This window comes from Vibrio neonatus, from assembly GCF_024346975.1.
GTDB classification, from domain to species: domain Bacteria; phylum Pseudomonadota; class Gammaproteobacteria; order Enterobacterales; family Vibrionaceae; genus Vibrio; species Vibrio neonatus.
This window is the reverse complement of the sequence record NZ_AP024886.1, coordinates 256,427-277,964: the sequence shown is the minus strand read 5'-3', so window position 1 is coordinate 277,964 and position 21,538 is coordinate 256,427. Positions and strand designations below refer to the sequence as shown.

Annotated in this window: 20 protein-coding genes; 8 read left to right on the top strand and 12 right to left on the bottom strand. The window is 41.3% G+C overall.

All coding sequences use genetic code 11. The features are described 5' to 3' along the window. Window positions 1-144: 144 nt before the first annotated feature. Window positions 145-1,026 carry a LysR substrate-binding domain-containing protein gene (locus OCU38_RS13970; RefSeq protein ID WP_261824821.1) on the bottom strand — a complete coding sequence of 294 codons (882 nt, stop codon included), beginning with the start codon at window positions 1,024-1,026 and terminating at the stop codon, window positions 145-147. Between the two features lie 150 nt (window positions 1,027-1,176). On the opposite strand from OCU38_RS13970, the gene hisC reads away from it, so the two are divergent. The 5 genes from hisC (at window position 1,177) to OCU38_RS13945 (ending at window position 6,824) form a co-directional block, all read left to right on the top strand. Further along, window positions 1,177-2,253 carry a histidinol-phosphate transaminase gene (gene hisC / locus OCU38_RS13965; protein ID WP_261824820.1) on the top strand — a complete coding sequence of 359 codons (1,077 nt, stop codon included), beginning with the start codon at window positions 1,177-1,179 and terminating at the stop codon, window positions 2,251-2,253. Between the two features lie 14 nt (window positions 2,254-2,267). After that, entirely contained in the window at window positions 2,268-3,044 is a 777-nt protein-coding gene (locus OCU38_RS13960) for an ABC transporter substrate-binding protein (RefSeq protein ID WP_261824819.1), read from the top strand. 597 nt (window positions 3,045-3,641) lie between these two features. Continuing rightward, window positions 3,642-4,199 carry an alkyl hydroperoxide reductase subunit C gene (ahpC, locus tag OCU38_RS13955; protein ID WP_023404232.1) on the top strand — a complete coding sequence of 186 codons (558 nt, stop codon included), beginning with the start codon at window positions 3,642-3,644 and terminating at the stop codon, window positions 4,197-4,199. 174 nt (window positions 4,200-4,373) lie between these two features. Continuing rightward, window positions 4,374-5,966, top strand: a complete 1,593-nt coding sequence (ahpF, locus tag OCU38_RS13950) for an alkyl hydroperoxide reductase subunit F (RefSeq protein WP_261824818.1) — start codon at window positions 4,374-4,376, stop codon at window positions 5,964-5,966. A gap of 222 nt (window positions 5,967-6,188) precedes the next feature. Continuing rightward, a complete protein-coding gene (locus OCU38_RS13945; RefSeq protein ID WP_261824817.1) occupies window positions 6,189-6,824 on the top strand; it encodes an HD domain-containing protein in 636 nt (211 codons plus the stop codon). A 99-nt stretch (window positions 6,825-6,923) separates the two neighbouring features. Here OCU38_RS13945 and OCU38_RS13940 read toward each other — a convergent pair whose 3' ends face one another. Both OCU38_RS13940 and OCU38_RS13935 read right to left on the bottom strand, forming a co-directional pair. Continuing rightward, window positions 6,924-8,471, bottom strand: coding sequence for a BCCT family transporter (locus OCU38_RS13940; protein ID WP_261824816.1), 1,548 nt, complete (start codon window positions 8,469-8,471; stop codon window positions 6,924-6,926). After that, complete coding sequence (locus OCU38_RS13935) at window positions 8,458-9,360, bottom strand: homocysteine S-methyltransferase family protein (protein ID WP_261824815.1); 903 nt, start codon at window positions 9,358-9,360, stop codon at window positions 8,458-8,460. Before OCU38_RS13935 ends, OCU38_RS13940 begins: the two co-directional genes overlap by 14 nt. A 566-nt stretch (window positions 9,361-9,926) precedes the next feature. Here OCU38_RS13935 and OCU38_RS13930 point away from each other — a divergent pair. Further along, window positions 9,927-11,378 (top strand): catalase, encoded by a 1,452-nt coding sequence (locus OCU38_RS13930; protein WP_261824814.1) that lies wholly within the window; start codon window positions 9,927-9,929, stop codon window positions 11,376-11,378. A 470-nt stretch (window positions 11,379-11,848) separates the two neighbouring features. Here the strand turns inward: OCU38_RS13930 and OCU38_RS13925 are convergent, their stop codons facing one another. The 7 genes from OCU38_RS13925 to OCU38_RS13905 form a co-directional block, all read right to left on the bottom strand. Continuing rightward, the gene (locus OCU38_RS13925; RefSeq protein WP_261824813.1) at window positions 11,849-12,004 is read right to left on the bottom strand and encodes a CCGSCS motif protein; all 156 of its coding nucleotides are present in this window, start codon (window positions 12,002-12,004) and stop codon (window positions 11,849-11,851) included. Window positions 12,005-12,652: 648 nt separating this feature from the next. Next, entirely contained in the window at window positions 12,653-12,955 is a 303-nt protein-coding gene (locus OCU38_RS17110) for an SdpI family protein (protein ID WP_390625273.1), read from the bottom strand. A gap of 329 nt (window positions 12,956-13,284) precedes the next feature. Further along, window positions 13,285-13,500 carry a metalloregulator ArsR/SmtB family transcription factor gene (locus OCU38_RS17105; RefSeq protein WP_390625272.1) on the bottom strand — a complete coding sequence of 72 codons (216 nt, stop codon included), beginning with the start codon at window positions 13,498-13,500 and terminating at the stop codon, window positions 13,285-13,287. A 368-nt stretch (window positions 13,501-13,868) separates the two neighbouring features. Further along, window positions 13,869-15,524: a sulfatase-like hydrolase/transferase gene (locus OCU38_RS13920; RefSeq protein ID WP_261824812.1), complete on the bottom strand. Its 1,656-nt coding sequence runs from the start codon at window positions 15,522-15,524 to the stop codon at window positions 13,869-13,871. 188 nt (window positions 15,525-15,712) lie between these two features. Further along, complete coding sequence (locus OCU38_RS13915; protein WP_261824811.1) at window positions 15,713-16,999, bottom strand: anaerobic sulfatase maturase; 1,287 nt, start codon at window positions 16,997-16,999, stop codon at window positions 15,713-15,715. A gap of 45 nt (window positions 17,000-17,044) precedes the next feature. Further along, a complete protein-coding gene (locus tag OCU38_RS13910; protein WP_261824810.1) occupies window positions 17,045-18,187 on the bottom strand; it encodes a DUF3179 domain-containing protein in 1,143 nt (380 codons plus the stop codon). A gap of 105 nt (window positions 18,188-18,292) precedes the next feature. After that, the gene (locus OCU38_RS13905) at window positions 18,293-19,105 is read right to left on the bottom strand and encodes a LysR family transcriptional regulator (protein WP_261824809.1); all 813 of its coding nucleotides are present in this window, start codon (window positions 19,103-19,105) and stop codon (window positions 18,293-18,295) included. A gap of 408 nt (window positions 19,106-19,513) precedes the next feature. Between OCU38_RS13905 and OCU38_RS13900 the strand changes: the two genes are divergently transcribed. Next, window positions 19,514-20,047, top strand: a complete 534-nt coding sequence (locus tag OCU38_RS13900) for a dihydrofolate reductase family protein (protein ID WP_261824808.1) — start codon at window positions 19,514-19,516, stop codon at window positions 20,045-20,047. Window positions 20,048-20,103: 56 nt separating this feature from the next. Here OCU38_RS13900 and OCU38_RS13895 read toward each other — a convergent pair whose 3' ends face one another. Beyond that, entirely contained in the window at window positions 20,104-20,628 is a 525-nt protein-coding gene (locus OCU38_RS13895) for a GNAT family N-acetyltransferase (protein ID WP_261824807.1), read from the bottom strand. A gap of 175 nt (window positions 20,629-20,803) precedes the next feature. Between OCU38_RS13895 and OCU38_RS13890 the strand changes: the two genes are divergently transcribed. Then, window positions 20,804-21,139, top strand: a complete 336-nt coding sequence (locus OCU38_RS13890; RefSeq protein ID WP_261824806.1) for a DUF4156 domain-containing protein — start codon at window positions 20,804-20,806, stop codon at window positions 21,137-21,139. 21 nt (window positions 21,140-21,160) lie between these two features. Here OCU38_RS13890 and OCU38_RS13885 read toward each other — a convergent pair whose 3' ends face one another. Beyond that, window positions 21,161-21,451 (bottom strand): hypothetical protein, encoded by a 291-nt coding sequence (locus OCU38_RS13885; protein ID WP_261824805.1) that lies wholly within the window; start codon window positions 21,449-21,451, stop codon window positions 21,161-21,163. Window positions 21,452-21,538: the final 87 nt, after the last annotated feature.

Here is a 21,538-nt window from a genome sequence, read left to right as displayed (position 1 = left end):
CAGAATTTACGCTCACTCCTAATGGCAATTGCACGATTCCAACAACTAAAAGCAAAAATACTATTCATTAATCACATTATTAACAGTGGGTGGCAATACTAACAATAACAAAACAATGGGTGGCATGATTAAAAATAATAAAGATCACTCAGGAAGCAACCATTCAATAAACTCATCTATTTCAGGTGCTTTCGCTTCTGCTGGCCTTAGTAAATAATAGCTCTGACCCGAAGTAACATGGTTAGGGTATGGGCGCATTAGACGGTTTAATTTTAAGTCTTCCTCGGCAAGCGTGATGTCCCCAATTGCGATACCAAAACCTTGTTGAGCGGCATTCATTGCTTGGTCTAATGTTGAAAAGATTTGATTTCGCTGACCTTTTTGCGCGGTATTGTTGGATTTTTCCAACCATAGAGCCCAATCACTATGGGAAGGGTTAGCATGTAGCCAAGTAAAGTTAGATAGATCACTATCATTCCACCGAGGCTGATTCCCGACTACTTTATCCCAAAGTTGTGGAGCACAAATGGGTGTCAGTTTTTCTTCAAAAAGTACGTGCTCACACACTGATAATGAATGAAGTGGTCTTCCGTACACTATGACCAAATCAAATGATTCAAAATTCGGGATATGTTGATGCTTAATACTGGATGTCAACTCAACTTCTATGTCTGGGTGGCCCTGTTGAAATGACATCAACCTTGGTAATAGCCATGAGGTCACACAACTAGGAGCATTGAGCTTTATTCTGTTGGAACGCTCTGCAACCTTTACCACAGCCTTTTTCAGACGATCTACAATGTCTGCAGCCAACGGGACAAACTTACTGCCCTCTACAGTTAGCGCTAACCCCCTAGCCTGACGATAAAACAAAGCAACACCCGTTAACTCCTCTAATGACTGTATCTGGCGACTGATAGCGCCCTGAGTCATATTCATCGCTTGAGCAGCATGTGTAAAGTTCAGATACTCCGCAGTGGCAAGGAAAACTTGCAAACTTTTCGTTGAGGGTAGTCTAGTATTCATAACAATTAACCATGATTTAAATGCATGGCTAGTATGTATTTATTTCGATACTTACTCAAACGGTTTTTGATTAAATTAGCCACATAAACACTAAAAACTGAATTGTTAGGCAGTTTTAATAATTTAACATTCATTATGAGCATTTAACCCATGACATCTTTAGCCGCAAAACTCGCTCCTGAAAGCATAAAAAAACTGATACCTTACCAGTCTGCTCGTCGCATTGGTGGTGAAGGTAGACTGTGGTTAAATGCCAACGAATTAGAGCATGGTATTCACTATGCTGCACACACTGAAGACTACAACCGTTATCCAGACTTTTTGCCTCATGACATTGCAGTCGCGTATCAAAATTATTGCCAAACCAATGTTCCTGCTGTAGCTGTACGTGGCGCTGATGAAGCCATTGATTTACTTGTAAGAACTTTCTGTAAACCTGGCGCAGATAAAATACTTATCAGTTCACCAACCTACGCAATGTATGAATTCTGTGCAGATGCAATGGCAGTAGAAACCATTGATGTACCGTTAAAAGGTAAAGAATTTCAATTAGATGTCGAAGGTATTATTCAAAAAGCACCTCAAGCAAAAATTGTCTTTTTATGCTCTCCAAATAACCCTACTGGAAACCTATTATCACGTACTGACATAGTTTCAGTACTTGAGGGAACACAACACGATGCTTTAGTTGTTATTGATGAAGCTTATATCGAGTTTGAACTAGCAGAAACAGTCATTGACCTTATTGCTACCTACCCAAATCTAGTCGTGATTCGTACACTCTCCAAAGCGTTTGGACTTGCTGCAGTTCGTTGCGGTTTCATCCTAACAAACGAAGACATTATGGAATACGTACTGAAACTTATTCCTCCTTATCCAATGCCTGATTGTTCAGCAAAAATTGTCCTAGATGCTCTATCACCAGAAGGTATTGATATTGCGTTAGAAAGTACCTCAGAGGTCATTAAAACCAAACATACTTTTATTGAAGCAATCAAAAACAATCAATGGATTGAGCATATTTATCCATCTTCTACTAACTTTGTTTTAATTCGCACAAATTCAAAAGCTCAGCTTTTCAACTACTTAAAAGAAAATGGGGTTGTTACTCGTAATCAATCACATGAACCAGCACTAAACAACTGCGTCAGAATCACAATAGGCTCGTCAGAGTCGATGATAGAAGTCGCTCAACTCATAAACCAATACTCAATTTCATCGCTCTAAGAAGGGAAATAAGAATGAAAAAGCTCCTACTTGCACTTACTTTTGCCGCCTCACTCTGTTCTGCTAATGTTATGGCTAAACAGGTTCGTCTAGCGTCAGATTTTACCTACGCACCTTTTAACTACAAAAATGCAGATGGCAAACCTGTTGGGTTTGATATTGAAATTGCAGACGCGTTATGTACTGAAGCAAAACTTGATTGTACATGGGTGTCTCAAAGCTGGGATGCGCTTATTCCTAGCCTATTAGCTCGTAAATCAGATGTCATCATGGCTTCTATGCGTATCACTGAAGAACGTAAAAAACACGTATTGTTCACTGATAAATATTACCAAACACCAGCACGCTTCGTAGCCAAAGCAGATAGTAACATCAGCATGGATGAGCAAGGTCTAAAAGGTAAAGTGATTGGTGTACAACAAGGTACTATTCACGACCGTTATGTGACTGATAAATTTGGTAAAATCGCAACGATAAAACGTTACAGCGGCCAAGATGAAGTTTACTTAGATATGCAAAATGGTCGTTTGGACGTCACCTTTGGTAATGCTGACCAACTTATGCTTGCTTTCCTAGATAAAGAAGCGGGTAAAGGCTTTGAATTTAAAGGCAAAGCTGTGACAGACAAAGCTTACATCGGTGAAGGCACTGCCCTTGCCTTAAGAAAACAAGACAAAGCCTTAGCAGAGAAATTTAACAAAGCTATCGCGACTATTCGTGCCAATGGTACTTACGACAAAATTGCGTCTAAATACTTTAACTTCGATATTTACGGCGAAGATTTAAAATAAAGTCCAAAACCCTCACACAAAAGGTCTGATGCATAGCGTCAGACCTTTCTTTTTTAACTTATTAAACGAGACACCCATACAAACCCCCTATCAATTAATCAAATTAATCGTGACACCCATTGTTAAAAGCCTTCATAAAATAACCTAGAACAGTTCCAAAAGAGCATAGCCAAAGATCTTTCCGTAACGTGCCACCTACAGGAAAATCCCTTTGAACAACCCAATCTAGCCCTTCTTCCCCACTTTCACTAACATGACACCCATTGTTAAAACCGTCTGAAATAACCTAGAGCACAGCCACAAATCTTGCCGTAGTAACGTGCCACCCACATAACAAATCCTTTGAAAACCCCAATCTATCCGTTCTCCCCCCGCCCGATAACATGACACCCATTGTTAAAAATAAAAACACACAGCAAAACCCCACCACTCTCGTAACCCATAAATAAAACAAAACGATACGTCATTTCTTTTGATAGGTTTTTCCTATTGTAATGATAGAAACGTTCAAATTTATCTGCGCCGTGTCTTGAGGCAATATAACTCCATCGACGCAATACAGCGTTAACCACTAAATCAAGTAAAGAGAGTGACAAAATGATCAACACAGAAATCAAGCCATTCCAAGCTACAGCATTCAAAAACGGTGAGTTCGTAGAAATTTCAGAGCAAGACGTAAAAGGTAAATGGGCAATCTTCTTCTTCTACCCTGCTGATTTTACTTTTGTTTGTCCAACTGAGCTCGGTGATCTTGCAGACCACTACGAAGAACTACAAAGCCGCGGCGTAGAAGTTTACTCAGTATCAACTGACACTCACTTCACTCACAAAGCATGGCACGCAAGTTCTGACACAATCGGCAAAATCAACTACTTCATGGTTGGTGACCAATCAGGCGCTATCACAAACAACTTCAACGTAATGCGTGAAGGTCAAGGTCTTGCAGACCGCGCTACATTCCTAGTTGACCCAGAAGGCGTTATCCAAGCAATGGAAATCACAGCTGAAGGCATTGGCCGTAACGCTGGTGACCTACTACGTAAAGTTAAAGCAGCACAATACGTAGCAGCTAACCCTGGTGAAGTTTGCCCAGCTAAATGGGAAGAAGGCGAAGAAACACTAGTACCTTCTCTTGACCTAGTAGGCAAAATCTAAGATTCGAACCTAAATAATATTAGAGTTCAACCGGCACGCTTTGGCTTATCTACTAAAGGTTCAAAGCGTGCCACCTTTACCCTATTAACCATCTTGCACCCCATTTTTTATATTTCCCTTTTTTAGCAAGAAGGTATGACACCTTAAGCTACCAACTTTAGAGTAGGCACAATTATGTTAGATCAAGCAATGAAGCAACAGCTCAAAGCATACTTAGAAAACCTAAAAACAAACGTTCAGCTTGTACTTAGTCTTGATGACAGTGACACCGCTAACAAACTTCAAGCATTGGCAGAAGATATTGTTTCACTGACTAACAAAATTGAAATTGTTCGTGATGATAATGCGAGTACTCACCAGCCAATCATGCAAGTGGTCAACCCAGAAAAAGGCACAGCCATTGGTTTTGCTGGTCTACCTATGGGGCATGAATTTACCTCTCTCGTGTTGGCACTTCTGCACAGTGGTAATCATCCAATCAAATTAGATGCAGAAACTATTGAGCAAATAAAAGAGCTTAATCAACCGCTTAATGTTGAAATTTTCATCTCACTATCATGTCAAAACTGCCCTGAAGTGGTGCAAGCATTCAACATGATGTCGGCAATAAACCCATTAGTGAAAACCACTATGATCGACGGCGCTGCCTTCCAAGAGGAAGTGAAGTCTCGCGATATCATGGCAGTGCCAAGCGTATTTGTGAACGGCGAACTATTTGGTCAAGGACGCATGTCTCTTGCTGAAATACTAAACAAAGTAGACTCGGGCGCAGCAGAGAAAAAAGCAGCAAGCTTAGATAAACAAGCTCCATTTGATGTATTGGTGATCGGCGGCGGCCCTGCTGGCTCTTCTGCGGCTATCTATGCTGCGCGTAAAGGCATTCGTACTGGCGTCGTTGCAGAGCGATTTGGCGGTCAGGTTATGGATACTATGGCAATCGAGAACTTTATCTCGGTCAAAACCACGACCGGTCCTAAACTTGTCGCAAGCCTAGAAGAGCATGTGAAAGAGTACGGCGTTGAAGTGATTACCGAGCAACGTGCCGCCAATATTATCGATGCGCAAGAAACTGAAGACGGCTACATCCATGTTGAGCTAGAAAGTGGTGCAACACTAAAAGCACGCACAGTGATCACTAGCACAGGTGCACGCTGGCGTGAAATGAACGTCCCGGGTGAACAAGAGTACCGCAACAAAGGCGTCGCGTACTGCCCACACTGTGATGGTCCACTATTCAAAGGCAAGAGCACGGCCGTAATCGGTGGCGGTAACTCAGGTATCGAAGCGGCTATCGACCTGTCAGGTATTGTTAAGCACGTTACGGTTCTGGAATTTGCCGATACATTGCGCGCTGACCAAGTATTGATCGACAAAGCAAACTCGACGCCAAACATTGAAATCATAAAAATGGCACAAACAACTCGTGTGCTTGGTGATGGAAACCGCGTAACTGGTCTTGAATACAAAGATCGCAATACTGATGAGCTTAAGCAAATTGAACTTGCCGGCATCTTCGTACAAATTGGCTTAATGCCAAACAGCGAATGGCTAAAAGAGACAAAAGTTGAGCTATCTCCACGCGGCGAAATAGAAATCAATGCACATGGCGCAACCTCAATGAAAGGTGTTTTTGCAGCCGGTGATGTGACTACCGTTCCTTATAAGCAAATTATCATCGCTATGGGAGAAGGTGCAAAAGCCAGCCTAGGTGCATTTGACCACCTGATTCGCAACCCAGCACCGGTAAAAAATACTGAAACTGCATAATAACCGAGAGCAAAAGTAAGCAATTACTATCAACAATCCTCAACTGTAAAAGGCCTGGCATAACTCAATGCCAGGCCTTTGCTATTTTAAACTCACCAATACAACCCAATGTAAACCACTCTTATGCTTGCGTGATCTCAATATCGAAATCATCTTCTTGCTATAAACAGCGCCCACTCAATTAAGCTATGATGATAAAACCTATCTAACCGAGCGCAATAGATGACACTAGCCACAGATTTCGAACCCGTCTTTAAAGACTTCCTAATTAATAGTGCCACCCATGATCTTGCCCACGATATGTCGCATATCAAACGGGTAGTCAGCACCGCAAAAATGTTAGCAAAACAAGAACAAGCCGATCTGTGGGTAATCATACCCGCAGCCTATTTACACGACTGTTTTACTTACCCTAAAAATCACGCTGAGCGTCATCTCAGTTCACAACTTGCCGCTGATAAAGCGCTGCAATTTTTGATCTCTATCGACTATCCCGCTCACACTTATCAAGCAATTTATCATGCCATTGTTGCGCACAGTTTTAGCGCTGATATTGTGCCAACCAGTCTAGAAGCACAGATAATACAAGATGCAGATCGCTTAGATTCACTTGGCGCGATAGGGATTGCGCGCTGTATTCAAGTCAGTAGCAGTTTTGAAGGGCAGTTATATTCTGATAACGACCCTTTTGCAGAAAAAAGAGAGTTAGATGATCATCGCTATGCCATCGACCATTTCTTTACAAAGCTGTTTAAATTGCCCAAAACAATGAATACCAAAGCTGGGCAAAAAGAAGCGAATAAGCGGGTGATTTTTATGCGCCAATACTTAAATCAGCTTAGACAAGAGATCCTCTGATCTTTAGAGTCTCTCATCCAGATACAAAATGACCGCCGATAATAAACAATATTGAGGCGGTCATTTAAAGCTCTAAATTTAAGTTATTTAAAAATAAACTTACTCAGTCGCAGTTTCCTGCACAGTTTCCTGCACAGACAACGCCTGCTTAGTTTGCTCTGCTGTTTTTAATATTCCAAGCTCGTGCAGTAGATGTTTAACCAAAATGGCATAAATAAACATCATTGGTAACCCCGCCACCACACACAGTGATTTAATGGTGTTAATGCCGCCGCCCGCTAAGAAAACGCTAAAGCTAATTAAAGCAATTGCACCTGCCCACAATAACTTCACTTTATTATCCGGATCGCCATTAAGCTCAAGTCTATTAGTGGTCAACATTGCCGTTGCCACACTGGCGCTCGACATTGTTGTCAACATCAAGAAGAACTGAATAATGAGGAACAGACCTAAAATAAACGATTTAGCCGGTAAAGTTTTAATCAGTGAAACCACCGCAAAGGTCAATCCACCGTCACTCATCCATTGTTGAACAGGTAATCCACCCAACATTTGCGCCCAAACTGCATAGCCACCAAAGATTGAGATAAAGAAAGCACAACCTAGCGACCCCATAGAAATAGTCGACAAAATAACTTGGCGAATAGTACGGCCGCGCGATATTCGAGTGATAAATAAACCCATCATAATGAGGTAAGCGTAATACCAGAACCAGTAGTATTGGGTCCAACTTTGTGGGAAACCACTTTGCTGTACAGGATCAGTCCACATAGACATTCTGAAATAGCTATCGAACATCACGCCAAGTGAATCAGTAAAGTTGTTCAATATAAACTGCGGATTAGTCGAAAACAGCACAAACAACGCAAAACCAATCGCCATCAATACCGTATAGTCTGAAACTTTACTGATACCTTTGTTGAAGCCCACCAACATTACGCACAGTAGTACCACCACAAACAGTAAGATAATGCCGCCTTGCAACAACAAGCCATTTTCGATACCGAAAAGATCCGCCGCACCAGTACTTAACAGCGTGACGGTTAAAGACAAAGAGCTAGCAAACGCGGCCAAAGTGCCAAAAATTGCCAGTAAATCAATCGCTTTTGCCACTACAGGGTTAGTACCCACAACCGATTCGCACAGAGTCGATAACTTGAGAGTACGCTGTTTTTTAACGTAAAATGCATAAGCAAACGGAATCGCAGGGAAACAATAAATTGACCAACCAGTAATGCCCCAGTGGAAAATTGAATAAGTCACCGCCCACGCCGCCGCAGAGAAACTATTGGCTTCAGCAAATAAAGGCGGAGCCTGCAAATAATACATCGGCTCGCCGATACCCCAATAAATCAGCGACGCACCAACACCGGCTGTAAAAATCATGCCGCCGTAGGTAAAGTTGCTGTATTCAGGTTTATCGTCACCTAATTTAATACTGCCGTGCTTAGAAAACGCTAACCAAAGTAGAAAGGCAACCAGAGCTAAACTGGCAATTTGAACTAACCAGCCAAACCAGTTAGTCACAAAAGTCATCGCCCCACCTGCCATTGCTTGGGATTGTTCAGGAAACAAAGCCGAAACAAACAGCAAAACAATCACGAGAATAATGGCAGGAATCGCCAAGCCAAAATTAAGATTCTTCACTGTCATCTCTCCATTTAGCTAGCGCGGCAATATGAGAAGGTTGAATGCCGCAGCATCCTCCAATAATTGTGGCTCCTGCTTGATACCAAGATTTAGCGAGCTCTAGATAATCCGCAGGGGAAAGTTCACGCATCGATTGAATAGTATCGTTAGCTTCGTGCCCTTCTGTGATGGGAGTAAAGCTATTAGCAAAAACGCCAATCACTGCATCAACACCAGTTTCTTTAATCACGCTTTGCGTTATCGCAATGGCTTTTTCCATCACTTCTGGAACGGAGCAATTAAAGAAAATACCGTCAACGCCGGCATTACATGCTGCTTTGGTTGCATCAACAACCCATTCACCAGAGCGTAATTTTGCATCTGTTGAGGCGTCATCTTGCAAAGTGAAAGAGTAATAACAAGGCTTGTCTGTTGCCGAAAGCACCTCACTGATCATCTCAAACTCAGCAATACTCGCAACGGTTTCTGCCAGCCATAGGTCTACATTTTTATCTTGCGCATCAAACAACGTTTGAGAAATAACGCGAGCTTCATTAACTTCAAACAAATCAGGGCGGTAACTACCAAAAGCAGGAGGAATAGAGCCAGCAACTAGCACTTTTTTCACACTTTTATCAGCAACTTCTCTTGTTATCTCAGATGCTTTTTTTGCCAGTTCAAAACCTTGTGTTGAATAAAGCTCTTCTCCCAGATGAAAAGGGACACACGCATAACTGTTGACTGTGAGAATTTGAGCTCCCGCATCCACAAAACCTTGGTGAGCTTGGGACACATGTTGAGGTGACTCGATAAGTGCTTGAGCACTCCACAATGGTTGTGAAAAGGGTGCGCCAATTCGTTTTAGCTCACGCCCCATTCCACCATCTAGAATAGTTAAATCTTTCATTTTGAAGGTTCCATACAACTTTAACTGGAAACCTTATATTAAATACAATCTTTGACTGAGTAGGTAGTGAAAAACATTCAGCAACAACATGAGGGAATTTCAAGTTAAACGCTGACTTTTCAAGCAATAGCCCCTTTTATCCATATTAACCAACGGAATACCTCCAAAAAAGTCACAAATACCACGCATAAAGACAAATAAGAATCGCTCTAACTCTCAGTTTTAACCTTAATTGCACTGCTAATCCAAAATAGCCTTGATCATCACAGACTTGTAACAATTTTACCTCTATAAAAGACTTATAATTAATAAGGATTTATGCGTAATATGAGTCAGAATTTGAATACTTAAAAGATTTTTATACATAAACTAAAAAATAGTTAATTCAATAGCTTAGGATAAATTGATCTTGCTTAACTTTTCCTATTTTCGTGTGTAAAAAACCATACAATAAAAACTCATAATGATATATTGTATCAATAATTGGTCGGTTATCTATTTGTGTTAATTATGTTTATATAAATAGATGAATACTGGCTTTGCTTATATCTACAAAGGGAATGATGATGACTAAAAAACTGACAACTGCCGCTGGCTGCCCTGTTGCTCATAACCAAGATGTGATGACTGCAGGCAAACGTGGCCCTCAACTACTACAAGATGTGTGGTTTCTGGAGAAACTGGCACACTTCGATCGTGAAGTAATTCCAGAGCGTCGTATGCACGCAAAAGGTTCTGGTGCATACGGCACATTTACTGTTACTCACGACATCACCAAATTCACAAAAGCTAAAATCTTCTCAGAAATCGGGAAAAAAACGGACTTATTTGCTCGTTTTACAACGGTTGCAGGTGAGCGTGGCGCTGCCGATGCTGAGCGTGATATTCGCGGTTTCGCACTAAAATTCTACACTGAAGAAGGTAACTGGGATCTTGTTGGTAACAACACTCCTGTGTTCTTCTTGCGTGATCCTCTAAAATTCCCAGATCTAAACCATGCGGTTAAACGCGATCCAAGAACTAACATGCGTAGCGCAGAAAACAACTGGGATTTCTGGACTTCTCTTCCAGAAGCACTTCACCAAATCACTATCGTAATGAGTGATCGTGGTATTCCAGCAAGCTACCGCTGCATGCACGGTTACGGAAGCCACACGTTCAGCTTCATCAATGCTGACAACGAAAGATACTGGGTTAAATTCCACTTCAAAACTCAGCAAGGCATCAAAAACCTAACTGACCAAGAAGCACAAGATTTAGTTGGTCAAGATCGCGAGAGCCATCAAAAAGATCTATACGAAAGCATTGAGAACGGTGATTTCCCTAAATGGAATCTACAAGTTCAAATCATGCCTGAAAAAGATTCAGAAACAGTACCTTACAACCCATTTGACCTAACTAAAGTATGGCCACATGACGACTACCCTCTGCATGATGTTGGTGTGTTTGAACTAAACAAAAACCCACAAAACTTCTTTGCTGAAGTAGAACAGTCTGCATTTAACCCTGCCGCTGTTGTACCTGGTATTGGTTTCTCACCGGACCGCATGCTACAAGGTCGTTTATTCTCTTACGGTGATGCTCAGCGTTATCGTCTAGGTGTAAACCACCACCAAATCCCAGTAAATGCACCTCGTTGCCCTGTGCACAGCTACCACAGAGATGGCTCAATGCGTACTGATGGTAACTATGGTTCAACCATCGGTTATGAACCAAACCAACACAAAGAGTGGGCAGAGCAACCTGAGTTTTCTGAGCCACCTCTTGAGCTACAAGGTGTTGCGACACATTGGGATCACCGTGAAGATGATGATTACTTTACCCAAGCAGGTAATCTGTTCCGCATCATGACCGCTGATGAGCAACAACGTTTGTTTGAAAACACGGCGCGCGCAATGACTGGCGTATCGCTACCAATCAAACACAAGCACATCAACCACGCACTACAAGCGGACAAAGCTTACGGCGAAGGTCTTGCTAAAGCGATGGAAATCAACATCGAAGATATCAATCTATAGGGAGTCTCATGTTTGAAGAACTCTTTCAGATCTTTAGCCTAGAAGAAAGCTTTTTGCTTCTATGGTGATAGATCTAATCTAAGGTATTTATATCTTTAGATATGGATGATCAAGCCCTGCAGGTTTCTGACTTGTGGGGCTTTTGTGTATGGGGTGAGAATGGCAGGAAATTGTATGGGGATTGGTATGGAAAACTGTGGGCGAAAAACTATGGGTGTCTTGGTTACATTTTGATTGCCATTCGTTTAATCTAAGGTGTTTTATTTTTAGAGTTTTAATGTAAGACAATGAATTATAGGGTTTAATATTTTTAGTCAGAAAAACTAAGGGGGAGTAATTTGCAGTTCCATCATTTGTAGAACTAAGGGGCTGTAACAGTGGGTGTCTTGATTAATTTTACCTTTAATCAAAAGGCTAACCAAAGCCAAATGGCTTTGGTTTATCACTTTAATCTGCCAAGCAGCTAGCAATTATGAGCAAGAGCCACAGCAAACACCTGGTTCACCGTGTTTTTTCTTAGGCGCTTCTTTCTCTGCATTTTCTTGTGTTTTTTGCTCTGCTTGTAATGCAGCGTTTGTTGCTTGATCGTCTTTCTTATCAAATAGTTTTTTTACTGAAAATGTCATAATACGGCTCTCGTCTTAAATTGATTTTCATTCGCTACGCATCATGGCAACAGAGAATGAGGATGTTTAATATGCACATAAGTTGCATCTTAAATACATGTTATATCGTATTTGATTCAAATCAAGTTTTATTTTGCCACTATCAAATCGCTCAAACTGCTTAGCTATGCCTTCTACGAGATGTTCCATATATACAAAACTTCGCCACTTCGACTGATATGCAATGGTGATATCAACCTTGTATCTATCACCAATAACTGTTCGATTTTTGATCATATGCTACTGAAATAATTGATGTCTTGTTGTGCAAAAGGCTCATGCTCGATAGGCAAAATAATGCCAACTTTTACTCATGCAGAGCGGTAACATCATCCAGATTTAGGCGCTATTACGGCGCATGTGGTTGGTGTGAATAGTGCTGTATTTAGTGACTCGGAAAATAAGTTTTAACTTTGGGTTATGTAAGAATTATGTGGACACCCATGATAAACATAATGTGAAAAGCAACGAAACAACGTGGACACCCACAAATAATCAAAAGTGGATCGGCAGCGATTTTTCAGTCTGTATTTTTCATATCTAAAAGACAAAAATGACAATGCCAACCTAAGCTCGGTTGGCATTGTTTTAAAATCAGCATTCAGTCAATTAAATCCCGCGATACCTAAACAACCAATATGAGTAGAAAGATGGGATCAATACAAATAGCAGTAGTGCGACTAAACAAATATAGAAACTAGGATATATGAGGGTAGTTAATAACAGCAAGATGCCAGTCACAGCAGAAACTTTGGCTATGAGCCTATGCGTTAATCTCCAATTATTGGTACTGGCCAATGTCCAAGGTAGTTTGCATCCAAAGAGGTAGTTGGGTTCTATCTTTCCCCAGAAATTACTCGATATGATAAAAAATAGTGCAATAGAACAGACCTTTGTTTGGCAACCTGCCATATTTTCAGCCATCTCATGGTATTGCGTAAGATTTGCGTAGTGATAGCCCAGCATTAGGACACCTATCGCAATAATGGCCTCTTTCGTTGCGAACGTACTATTATCTAAATTCAATTTTGTCGGGCGCAGTTTAACGTACAGCACCGTTAAGAGAATACACGCCAAATAGGTAGTCGGTAAAAATATTGTGGCCACGTTTTTGGTTACATATTGGTATCCCACCCCATCTAAGGTATATCGCATTGCCAGCATATCTGGCAATGAAGAATATGATAAATAGCTGATAAATAACATTAAAAAAAGAATTGCAGCGCATATGATATTTCTAATCATTTGAGGACCTTAGTATCAATTAATGAATACATGTACGTGAGAACATCCTCCATTAAGGAGGTGTGTACCGTGTAGTAGATATTCCTTCCTTTCCTTGTCTTAATAATCAAATTGGCTGATCTGAGTTTATTTAAATGGTGAGTAACCGATGCTGGCGTGATCTCTAGTTGACTAGCAATGTCAGAAGAGCACAGCTCACCATGCTTTAGCATGTCGAGTATCTTACGGCGATGGGGATCAGATAATGCTTCAAAGATATCTTGCATGATTTTCAGTTTGATAATTAGATGACCATCTAATTATCAAACTGAGTGGGTTCACTGTATATACTTGAATTTTAAATCAAATATTTCATTTTCGGATGTGCAGGCTGTTTTTTAGCCATAGCGATGTGATGTAGTGTGGAAATAATGTGGACACCCATAATTAAATCCAGAATCAATGCATCTAATGATCTTCAAAGGTGCTTCACTCACAGCTCATACTTAGACCAAAAGACGATACGATAAATCATGGGTGTCTCGATAAAACCAGCCAACTAAAAAAGGGCTACTTCATAATAAAGTAGCCCTTTGCGATATTACTCGATGAAAATAAGCGGTTCACTGATTTCCTTAGTATCAGGATTCAGCAGTTCCATGCCTGTGTAGGCTGGTCCTTGGCCTGCTTCTTTGTTCGGGTATTTCTGCATCATCATTTCGTGGCGTTCTCTCATTCGTGCAAACGAATTGCCGTGCATGACCATATTCACCAACAGTGGGGATTGCTCCCTTGGATCGTTGAGCAGGTCATAATAGGTTGAACCAATACCACTTGCTGCCGTTGGGTCGGTATTTATCCAGTGCATTTTGTAATGCTTCTTGACCGTTGCACCCAATTTGTCTCCGGAATAAATATGAACATAATCTCGACGCCCATGCGTATCACCGTTAATCAGCAAAGAGGTTTGGTCGATACCATCAATCACTCTGTCATCTGGGATATTTTCTGTCGCGTTACCTAATCGAGCAAAAGTAGTGTAAAGGTCAGTCACATGAATAATATCGCCAACGGTTTGTCCTGGTTCTATCATTCCCGGCCACCATGCTTGAGCGGTTACTCGCACTCCGCCTTCGGTAAAGTCTCCTTTACCACCTCGGAATAGGCCTTCACCCATGCCTAGTCCAGCAGGAGGATTGTGCGTCATTGGCCCGTTATCCGCCATTGCGATGACTAAGGTGTTCTCTTCAATACCGGCTTTTTTCAATGTATCCATTAAAGCGCCTGCCGATGGATCAAGGTTATTCTGATACGCGTCCCCCACTATGCCTCGCTGACGAGATGATTTTTGCTGTTCAGGAATAAACGAGACCCACTGTGGCCACCAAGCAACATAAAACGGCTGTTTGGCTGCGGCATTAGTTTCGATAAACTCTAAAGCTCTTCGCTCTGCTTCTTGATCAAATTGGTTATAACAATCTAATGAAACACCACACCACTCTTTCGCTTGTTGCCCCTTATGCCCTTCATAAAAAAGCACAATATCGTCACTCATATAGGTATCATCTAAATGATAAGGATCGGGAGCTAGCACGGAATCTTTAAACCCTATGGTCGCATTCGCAGATTCACCTTGTTCGTTCCAAATACTGGCAACTTGGTTATAAATCGCGGCAAAAGCAACGTCAAAACCTTGGTTATGCATATACGACTCTTCTATATCGCCAAGGTGCGCCTTTCCAAAAAAGCCTGTTGCATAGCCCGCATCGGATAAAATATTCGCCGTTGTCACTGACTCTTCTGAAATGCCATGGTACTCAACGGGGAAACCCACTCGATACATGCCATTTCGAATAGGATGCTGCCCTGTTAAGGCTGCCGCTCGCGTTGGCGTACAAGATGGCTCAGTGTACATGCGGCTAAATAGCATTCCTTCATCAGCCATTTGATTTAGATTTGGCGTATCGTAACCTCGTGATTGCTGAATAGCCGGTACACCAATCGCCCCCATAGGTTGGTCATCCCACATAAAGTGAACAATATTAGGCGGTGTTCCATACTCCTCTGCTAGCTCCGCAAGTTTGGCGTCTAAGTCTTTATCTTCAACTTCCCAAACCTTTCCATTTTGCGCTTCAAGAATATAATATTCTGCATCATGAACTACGTTTGAATTAGCCGTTGCGGTAAAAGGAAGTATAGATAATGCTATTGGTAACAGTTTAAATTTACTCAGCCGCTTATTTGTTGAAATAATCATTTATATACCTATTGCAAGTTGAAATATTAATATTGAAGTGACATATAATATTCCCTGTATATAATCACCACACAAAACACCAATGGAATATTGGCATTTTATGCTTGTTAATTTAAGTGATAGTGGCTATTCCATTTGCGACTAGATTAATTTTCATGTCTCATAATTAATATCATGAGACATAATCGCTAGGCGTGAATATGTTTACCGTTTGCTACAGGCTGTTTAAGAGTACGAAGTATTTGAGATAAGTCTTTATCTGCATGACTAAAAAACTTATGCCAACCTGCACACAAATAATTTAGACCTGCTTCACCCGTTGCTGTCTTTATAAAGCGGTTTTTCGGGCATTCACCAAAGCAGGCAAACTGATAATCACACTGCTGACACTTTTCTGGCAGCTGATTAATTTTATCTAAGCCAAACAATGCCTGCTGACTGCCAAACGCCAGCGTCGCAAGATCATCTTCTAAAATATTACCAGTTTTATATTCTGGATATACATAGTGATCGCAAGTGTAAATGTCCCCATTAGGCTCCATCGCCATGCCCTTGCCGCAAACGGGCCCTAAAGTACACATTGGGTTCTGACCACCAGACCAGGCTTGAAGAATCGCTTCAAAATATTGCACATGAACACGCCCAATATCTTTTTGATACCACTCATCAAAAATCGCAATCAAAAAGTTACCCCAAGCAATATCACTGACACACCAAGGCTCTACAATTGAACGTGCATTCCCCGGAATAAGCGCCTTATCCCCTTGTTTTGGAATGAAAGAATCACTATTAGCTGAATCCGGAGCACACTCTCGAAAGTCTTTTTTTTCGACGATAGAAATGAACTGCATGATAGGCGAACGTACCTCATCACGTAAAAAACGATACACCTGCAAAGGATTACGACTGGTCAAATTATTCACACAAGTCAGTGTGGTAAATTGCACCTGATGCTGGTGAAACAAATCAACCGTTTGCATTACTCTATTGAAGGTTCCTCGCCCCGATTTATTGGTGCGGTAACTATCGTGTAGCATTTGCGGGCCGTCAATACTCAGACCTACCAGAAAGTTATTCGCTTTAAGAAACTGACACCATTTCTCATCAATTAGTGTTCCGTTCGTTTGCAAATCATTGAGAATTTCAACATTGCTAGGGCGATATTTCGCTTGCAACGCCACCACTTTTTCAAAAAAACTCACTCCCAACAAAGTAGGCTCACCGCCCTGCCAAGAAAATATAATCTGCGATGCATTCTGAGAGGATATGTAGCTTTTAATATAGTGCTCTAATGTTTCGTCATTGATTTCTGGCGAACAGCCTTTTTTATAATCTAACAAGCCTTGTTTGCTTAAGTAGTAACAGTAATTACAATCAATATTACATACGGCGCCAATTGGCTTCGCCATAATGTGCATTCTTTTTATTTCTTTTCCGTTAAATTCGTTATTTACAAAATTTAAAGTATGACTCATAACTACCTCTTACATTTTCTAGAAAGACAATAATTTATTATTCTTTTAAATAGTTTGTTTATTGACTAATTGTGTTTCCGGAAACCAGTGACTCCAAACCATCCACGGCATTCCTGAATATAAATTTACGCGCTCAAGTTTTCCTGACGTATATGACCCGTACGGATCGACCTCAGTCATTTCCCAGTCACGGCTATCATCAACAAAATATGCAGCGACGGTTTGGTATTCTTCATAATTCACAAAAAGAATCTTTTGATTTGATAGCTCAACAACCAACTGATTTTTCTTGGTAAAGTCATCTGTGGTCACGGCTACAGATTCATTGCCTACCTGCACACCCCAAACTTGCTCACCGGTTGCCAATCTGTCGTCTTCTAAGCTCAAGGTCGGGAACATTGGCTCGCCTTCATAATGAGGCTCTAACGCGCTATCAAATAACTTTAATGTCACATGGTCGTATAACACTGGCTCATAATTAAATACCTGCCCTTCTGGGTACAAAGCTTTAAACGACTCCCAAGGCATACGCTGCACCGGGTATTGCTCCAGTTCAGTTTGACTGTATTCAGCCGTTGCCGTCACTTGCTGAATCAATTCGCCACTATTGCGATCAGTAAAAATAAGGTTGTTGTGTACCTGCGCAATAATCTTAAAATCTGTCGGTTGACCTTTCATGTTTGGATTAAACGCCATCGGCAAGTTACTTAGTGCGCAGTAGGTCATCACCGTATCTTGCCCACCAACCACATCGCCGGCAATGTGAGGCAGTTGCATCCAATCTCTTGGATAAGCACGCGCATCGCCGTTAATCTCAAGAACAAAAACATCATCATTGGATTGCAAGCGCGAATCTGCTTCTTCTACTGACATAAAGGTCGCATTATGTTGCTGTGAGCGCAGCCAAAAATCAGGTGCAAACCAGTTAATCAGAAAGGTACAGCCAAGAATTGAAACCACATAGAGCGATAACACCATCTTGCTAAACACCTTGTTACGGGTGGACAACCACAGCGCAGCAACAGCCAGCAGTAACATGGCAACAGTCAGCAATCCCTTATATTGAAACAAGGTAAATACCCAATCACGAGGCATATTGATAAGCTGTCCACCTTCGGTCAAGGCGACTGAACCTAGCCCGCCAATCACTAAACTCAGCGTTATCAAAACCATAATTGCTTTTTTCATGTTGCCACCTCTGCTTTGCTTAATATTTGAGCTAAGTCTAAGGCGAGACTGTGGCATAGCACAGGAATAGCAACTATCACTATTAGTGATTGAGGGGAGTAAGGATTAGTCAAATAAATCAGAGACCGATCTAGGCTGTTCGATAATGGGATGCAGTAGTGTTGTCAGCCATCTTATCTTGGCGCTGCGTCTGGTCGCTGCTTTGGTCACTAATGCCATATCAAGCTTAATTTTTGGGGTTTTAGTGGGATCGCAAACCCGATAACGCAAGGTCTGATACTCATCCATTAGCTGAGTCAGAAGCACTTGATTATCCACAACAATCGAGGGCTCAAGCCTTGGCGCCAACTGTTGATACAAATTGGTGTAATCATTGAATCCGGGCACAAGATACTTCACAAATTCACCCTGTTCATGGCCGATGATGCTACCGGTGCCAGAGTGCAAATATTGCTCATGAAAGGCTTGGTTCCTGCCATTCATTGTTGTGATGCCAATATCTACCGCTTCATCAAGGATCAACTGCTCACTCTGTTTATTCCATTGCAACAATTCAATATGCGCATCAGTGTGTTGACGAATTGCGCTGATGACATCCCTGCCATAAGCAATGATGTAAGGCTCCATCATATGGATGGTGATGGTATCTATATTCTTTGGCGAAAAAAGCCTTGGTTGGACAGCCTTGTGCAAAGCGGCTAACGCTTCCCTCACCCTTGGCTCTATTTCAATGGCATACGCCGTTGGGCTAAACCCATTTTCATCTCGAATGAACAAAGGATCGTCTAGATCTTCTCTTAACTGACCTAAGATTTTAGATACATACGATTGTGAAAAACCACTGCGCTTAGCCGCGGCAGAAGTAGAGCGGGTTTCCATTAGTAAAAGAAACATATCTAGCATTTTAATTTCTAGCATCTAATTCCTCGTCCATGTTCGAATTCGTATGCCAAGCTTTTTGTCAGGCTAACCATCAAATGCAACCGCACGCAGATAATTAGCACCTTGAAAGAGTATACCCACTAGTTGATTCGATGCTGATTACGATTTAACTTTAATCGTACACATGTCACATAACACACTGAAAATGCGTTAAAAACTAGCATGGACACCCACTCTTTAGCGATATCCATTGCACATTTAAATGCCCCTTAAACGGCAACAGCTTTCCTCAAACAACATGTATCTAAAACAAATAGACAAAACAAAGATTAGAGCAAAATAAATAGAGACACCCATCAATGGTAGAACCAATAACATGCATAAGTTTCGCACTGACAGGATTTCCTATACTCTTAATTAATCACCCATTTTCAAGAGCAAAACATGTCAAATATCGTCTACATCGCCACTAGCCTAGATGGTTATATCGCTGACAAAAACAATCAAATTGATTGGCTGCATGATGTACCTAATCCCGAGCAATCGGACTTCGGCTTTGCCGATTTTATGGACAGAGTGGATGCTTTGGTGATGGGGCGTAATACCTTCGAAATGGTACTGAGCTTTGGTATTGATTGGCCCTATAATAAGCCGGTATTTGTACTCAGCAATACATTAAAAACCGTTCCTGAAAACTTACAACAGAAGGTGTTTTTAATCAGTGGAGAACTGAACAAAATCATTAGTGATTTAGCACAACAAGGGTACAAAGATCTCTATATTGATGGCGGAAAAACCGTTCAAAGCTTTTTAGAGCAAGACCTTATCGACGAATTGATCGTCACTACTATCCCAGTGCTATTAGGCGGCGGCATTTCTTTATTTGGCAATCTTGAAAAGCCATTACAATTTAAGCATATACAAGCACAAAGACTAGCGGATCATATGGTAAAAAACCGCTACCTTCGCCTTCGATAAGCTCAATATAGACGAGTCATTACGGGTGTATTTCTCTATAAAAACGTAACTATGAGTTAGGCTTCTTCGGCATCTAATGCCAAATAATACATATGATCGGCATAGCGTTGATTACCTATCGTCGAGGCATCAGCAATGGTGCGAATAAGCGTAAAACCCGCTTTAGTTAATACTCTTTCAGAGGCGATGTTCCCTTCGGTAACGACAGCGGTAAACATGTCTATATTTTGGGTTTTACTGGCCCAATCAATCACCGCCCGAAGTGATTCCGTAGCATAACCTAAGCCATAAAATTGCGGCAGAAGCATATAACCAACTTCGGCAATATCACCTTGCAAACAAAAGCCCGTTACGCCCACTTTTTCATTGCTTTGTTTATCGGTAATAACAAGACACAACCAATGTGTCGATTGCTTAATCCACGCTTGGGTGCGCAGTTTAAACTTGTCTTGAAGCTCTTCAATGCTTGGCACGTCATAACACAGTGCCATGACTTCTTGATTAGTATGTAAATCATGAAATATTGCCCAATCCTCTACACTTAATAGAGACAAACTGAGGCGAGGGGTTTGAATATTCACTAGAAAGCGCCTTGTAGTGCTTGCGACTGTCTTAATAAACCATAAGTTTCAATAAACCACAAACAAACGGCGGGCGATTGGAAATAAACACGGTAATTCGGTAAATTCTTCTACGCAATCCCATCTCATCACCTATTATTTATTTAACTAATTTCCTAATGGATCAAAGATTTAGATGAAGTTTATCTTGGTATGCTTGTTGTCTGTCGTTTTGACCGCTTGTTCCACCCCTAGCAATACATTGTTAGATGGCGCGCAACAGGTACAAGTGAGAACAAACAATGCACCGTTAATTCAAAACTGCAACTGGGTTGGCGAAGTCACGGGCAATGAGGGGCATTGGTATTCGTACCTGTTTTACGGCAATGATGTGCTGGTTCGCGGAGCCATCAATGACATCAAAAATAACGCCTACAAAATACAAGCCAATACCGTCGTTTTACTAAGCCCGCATTATTTTAAAACATCAGCCACCTTAATTGGTACGGCCTATCACTGCCCGCAGCCTTAACTTTGTAGCGCGAGATTGCCTTTAACTTTCCTCTGAATCTTGCGCTTTAGCTGCATCTCTTACCGCCCAAACACACAGCGCCATCATGGTGAATGGAATTGCAGCAGCGATATATTCCACCCAACCAAATTTCGCCAATACCGGCGACAATATGATATGACCAAAAATAGATAAAAAAGCGACAATGAGCATCGCAACAATAATTCTGAGCTGACTTTTATACGCTTTAGTTGCCACTTTAGATCCTTCTATGCTCAAGTATGACATTGGGTTTTCTACATTCGAAAAACGATAAATCTTGCCAGTATTCATACTAGATTAATCACACATCCTCTCAATCAAAATAGCACTAAGTTGTTATCTATATTCGATAAATTAACTTTATCCTCTTTGTTATCC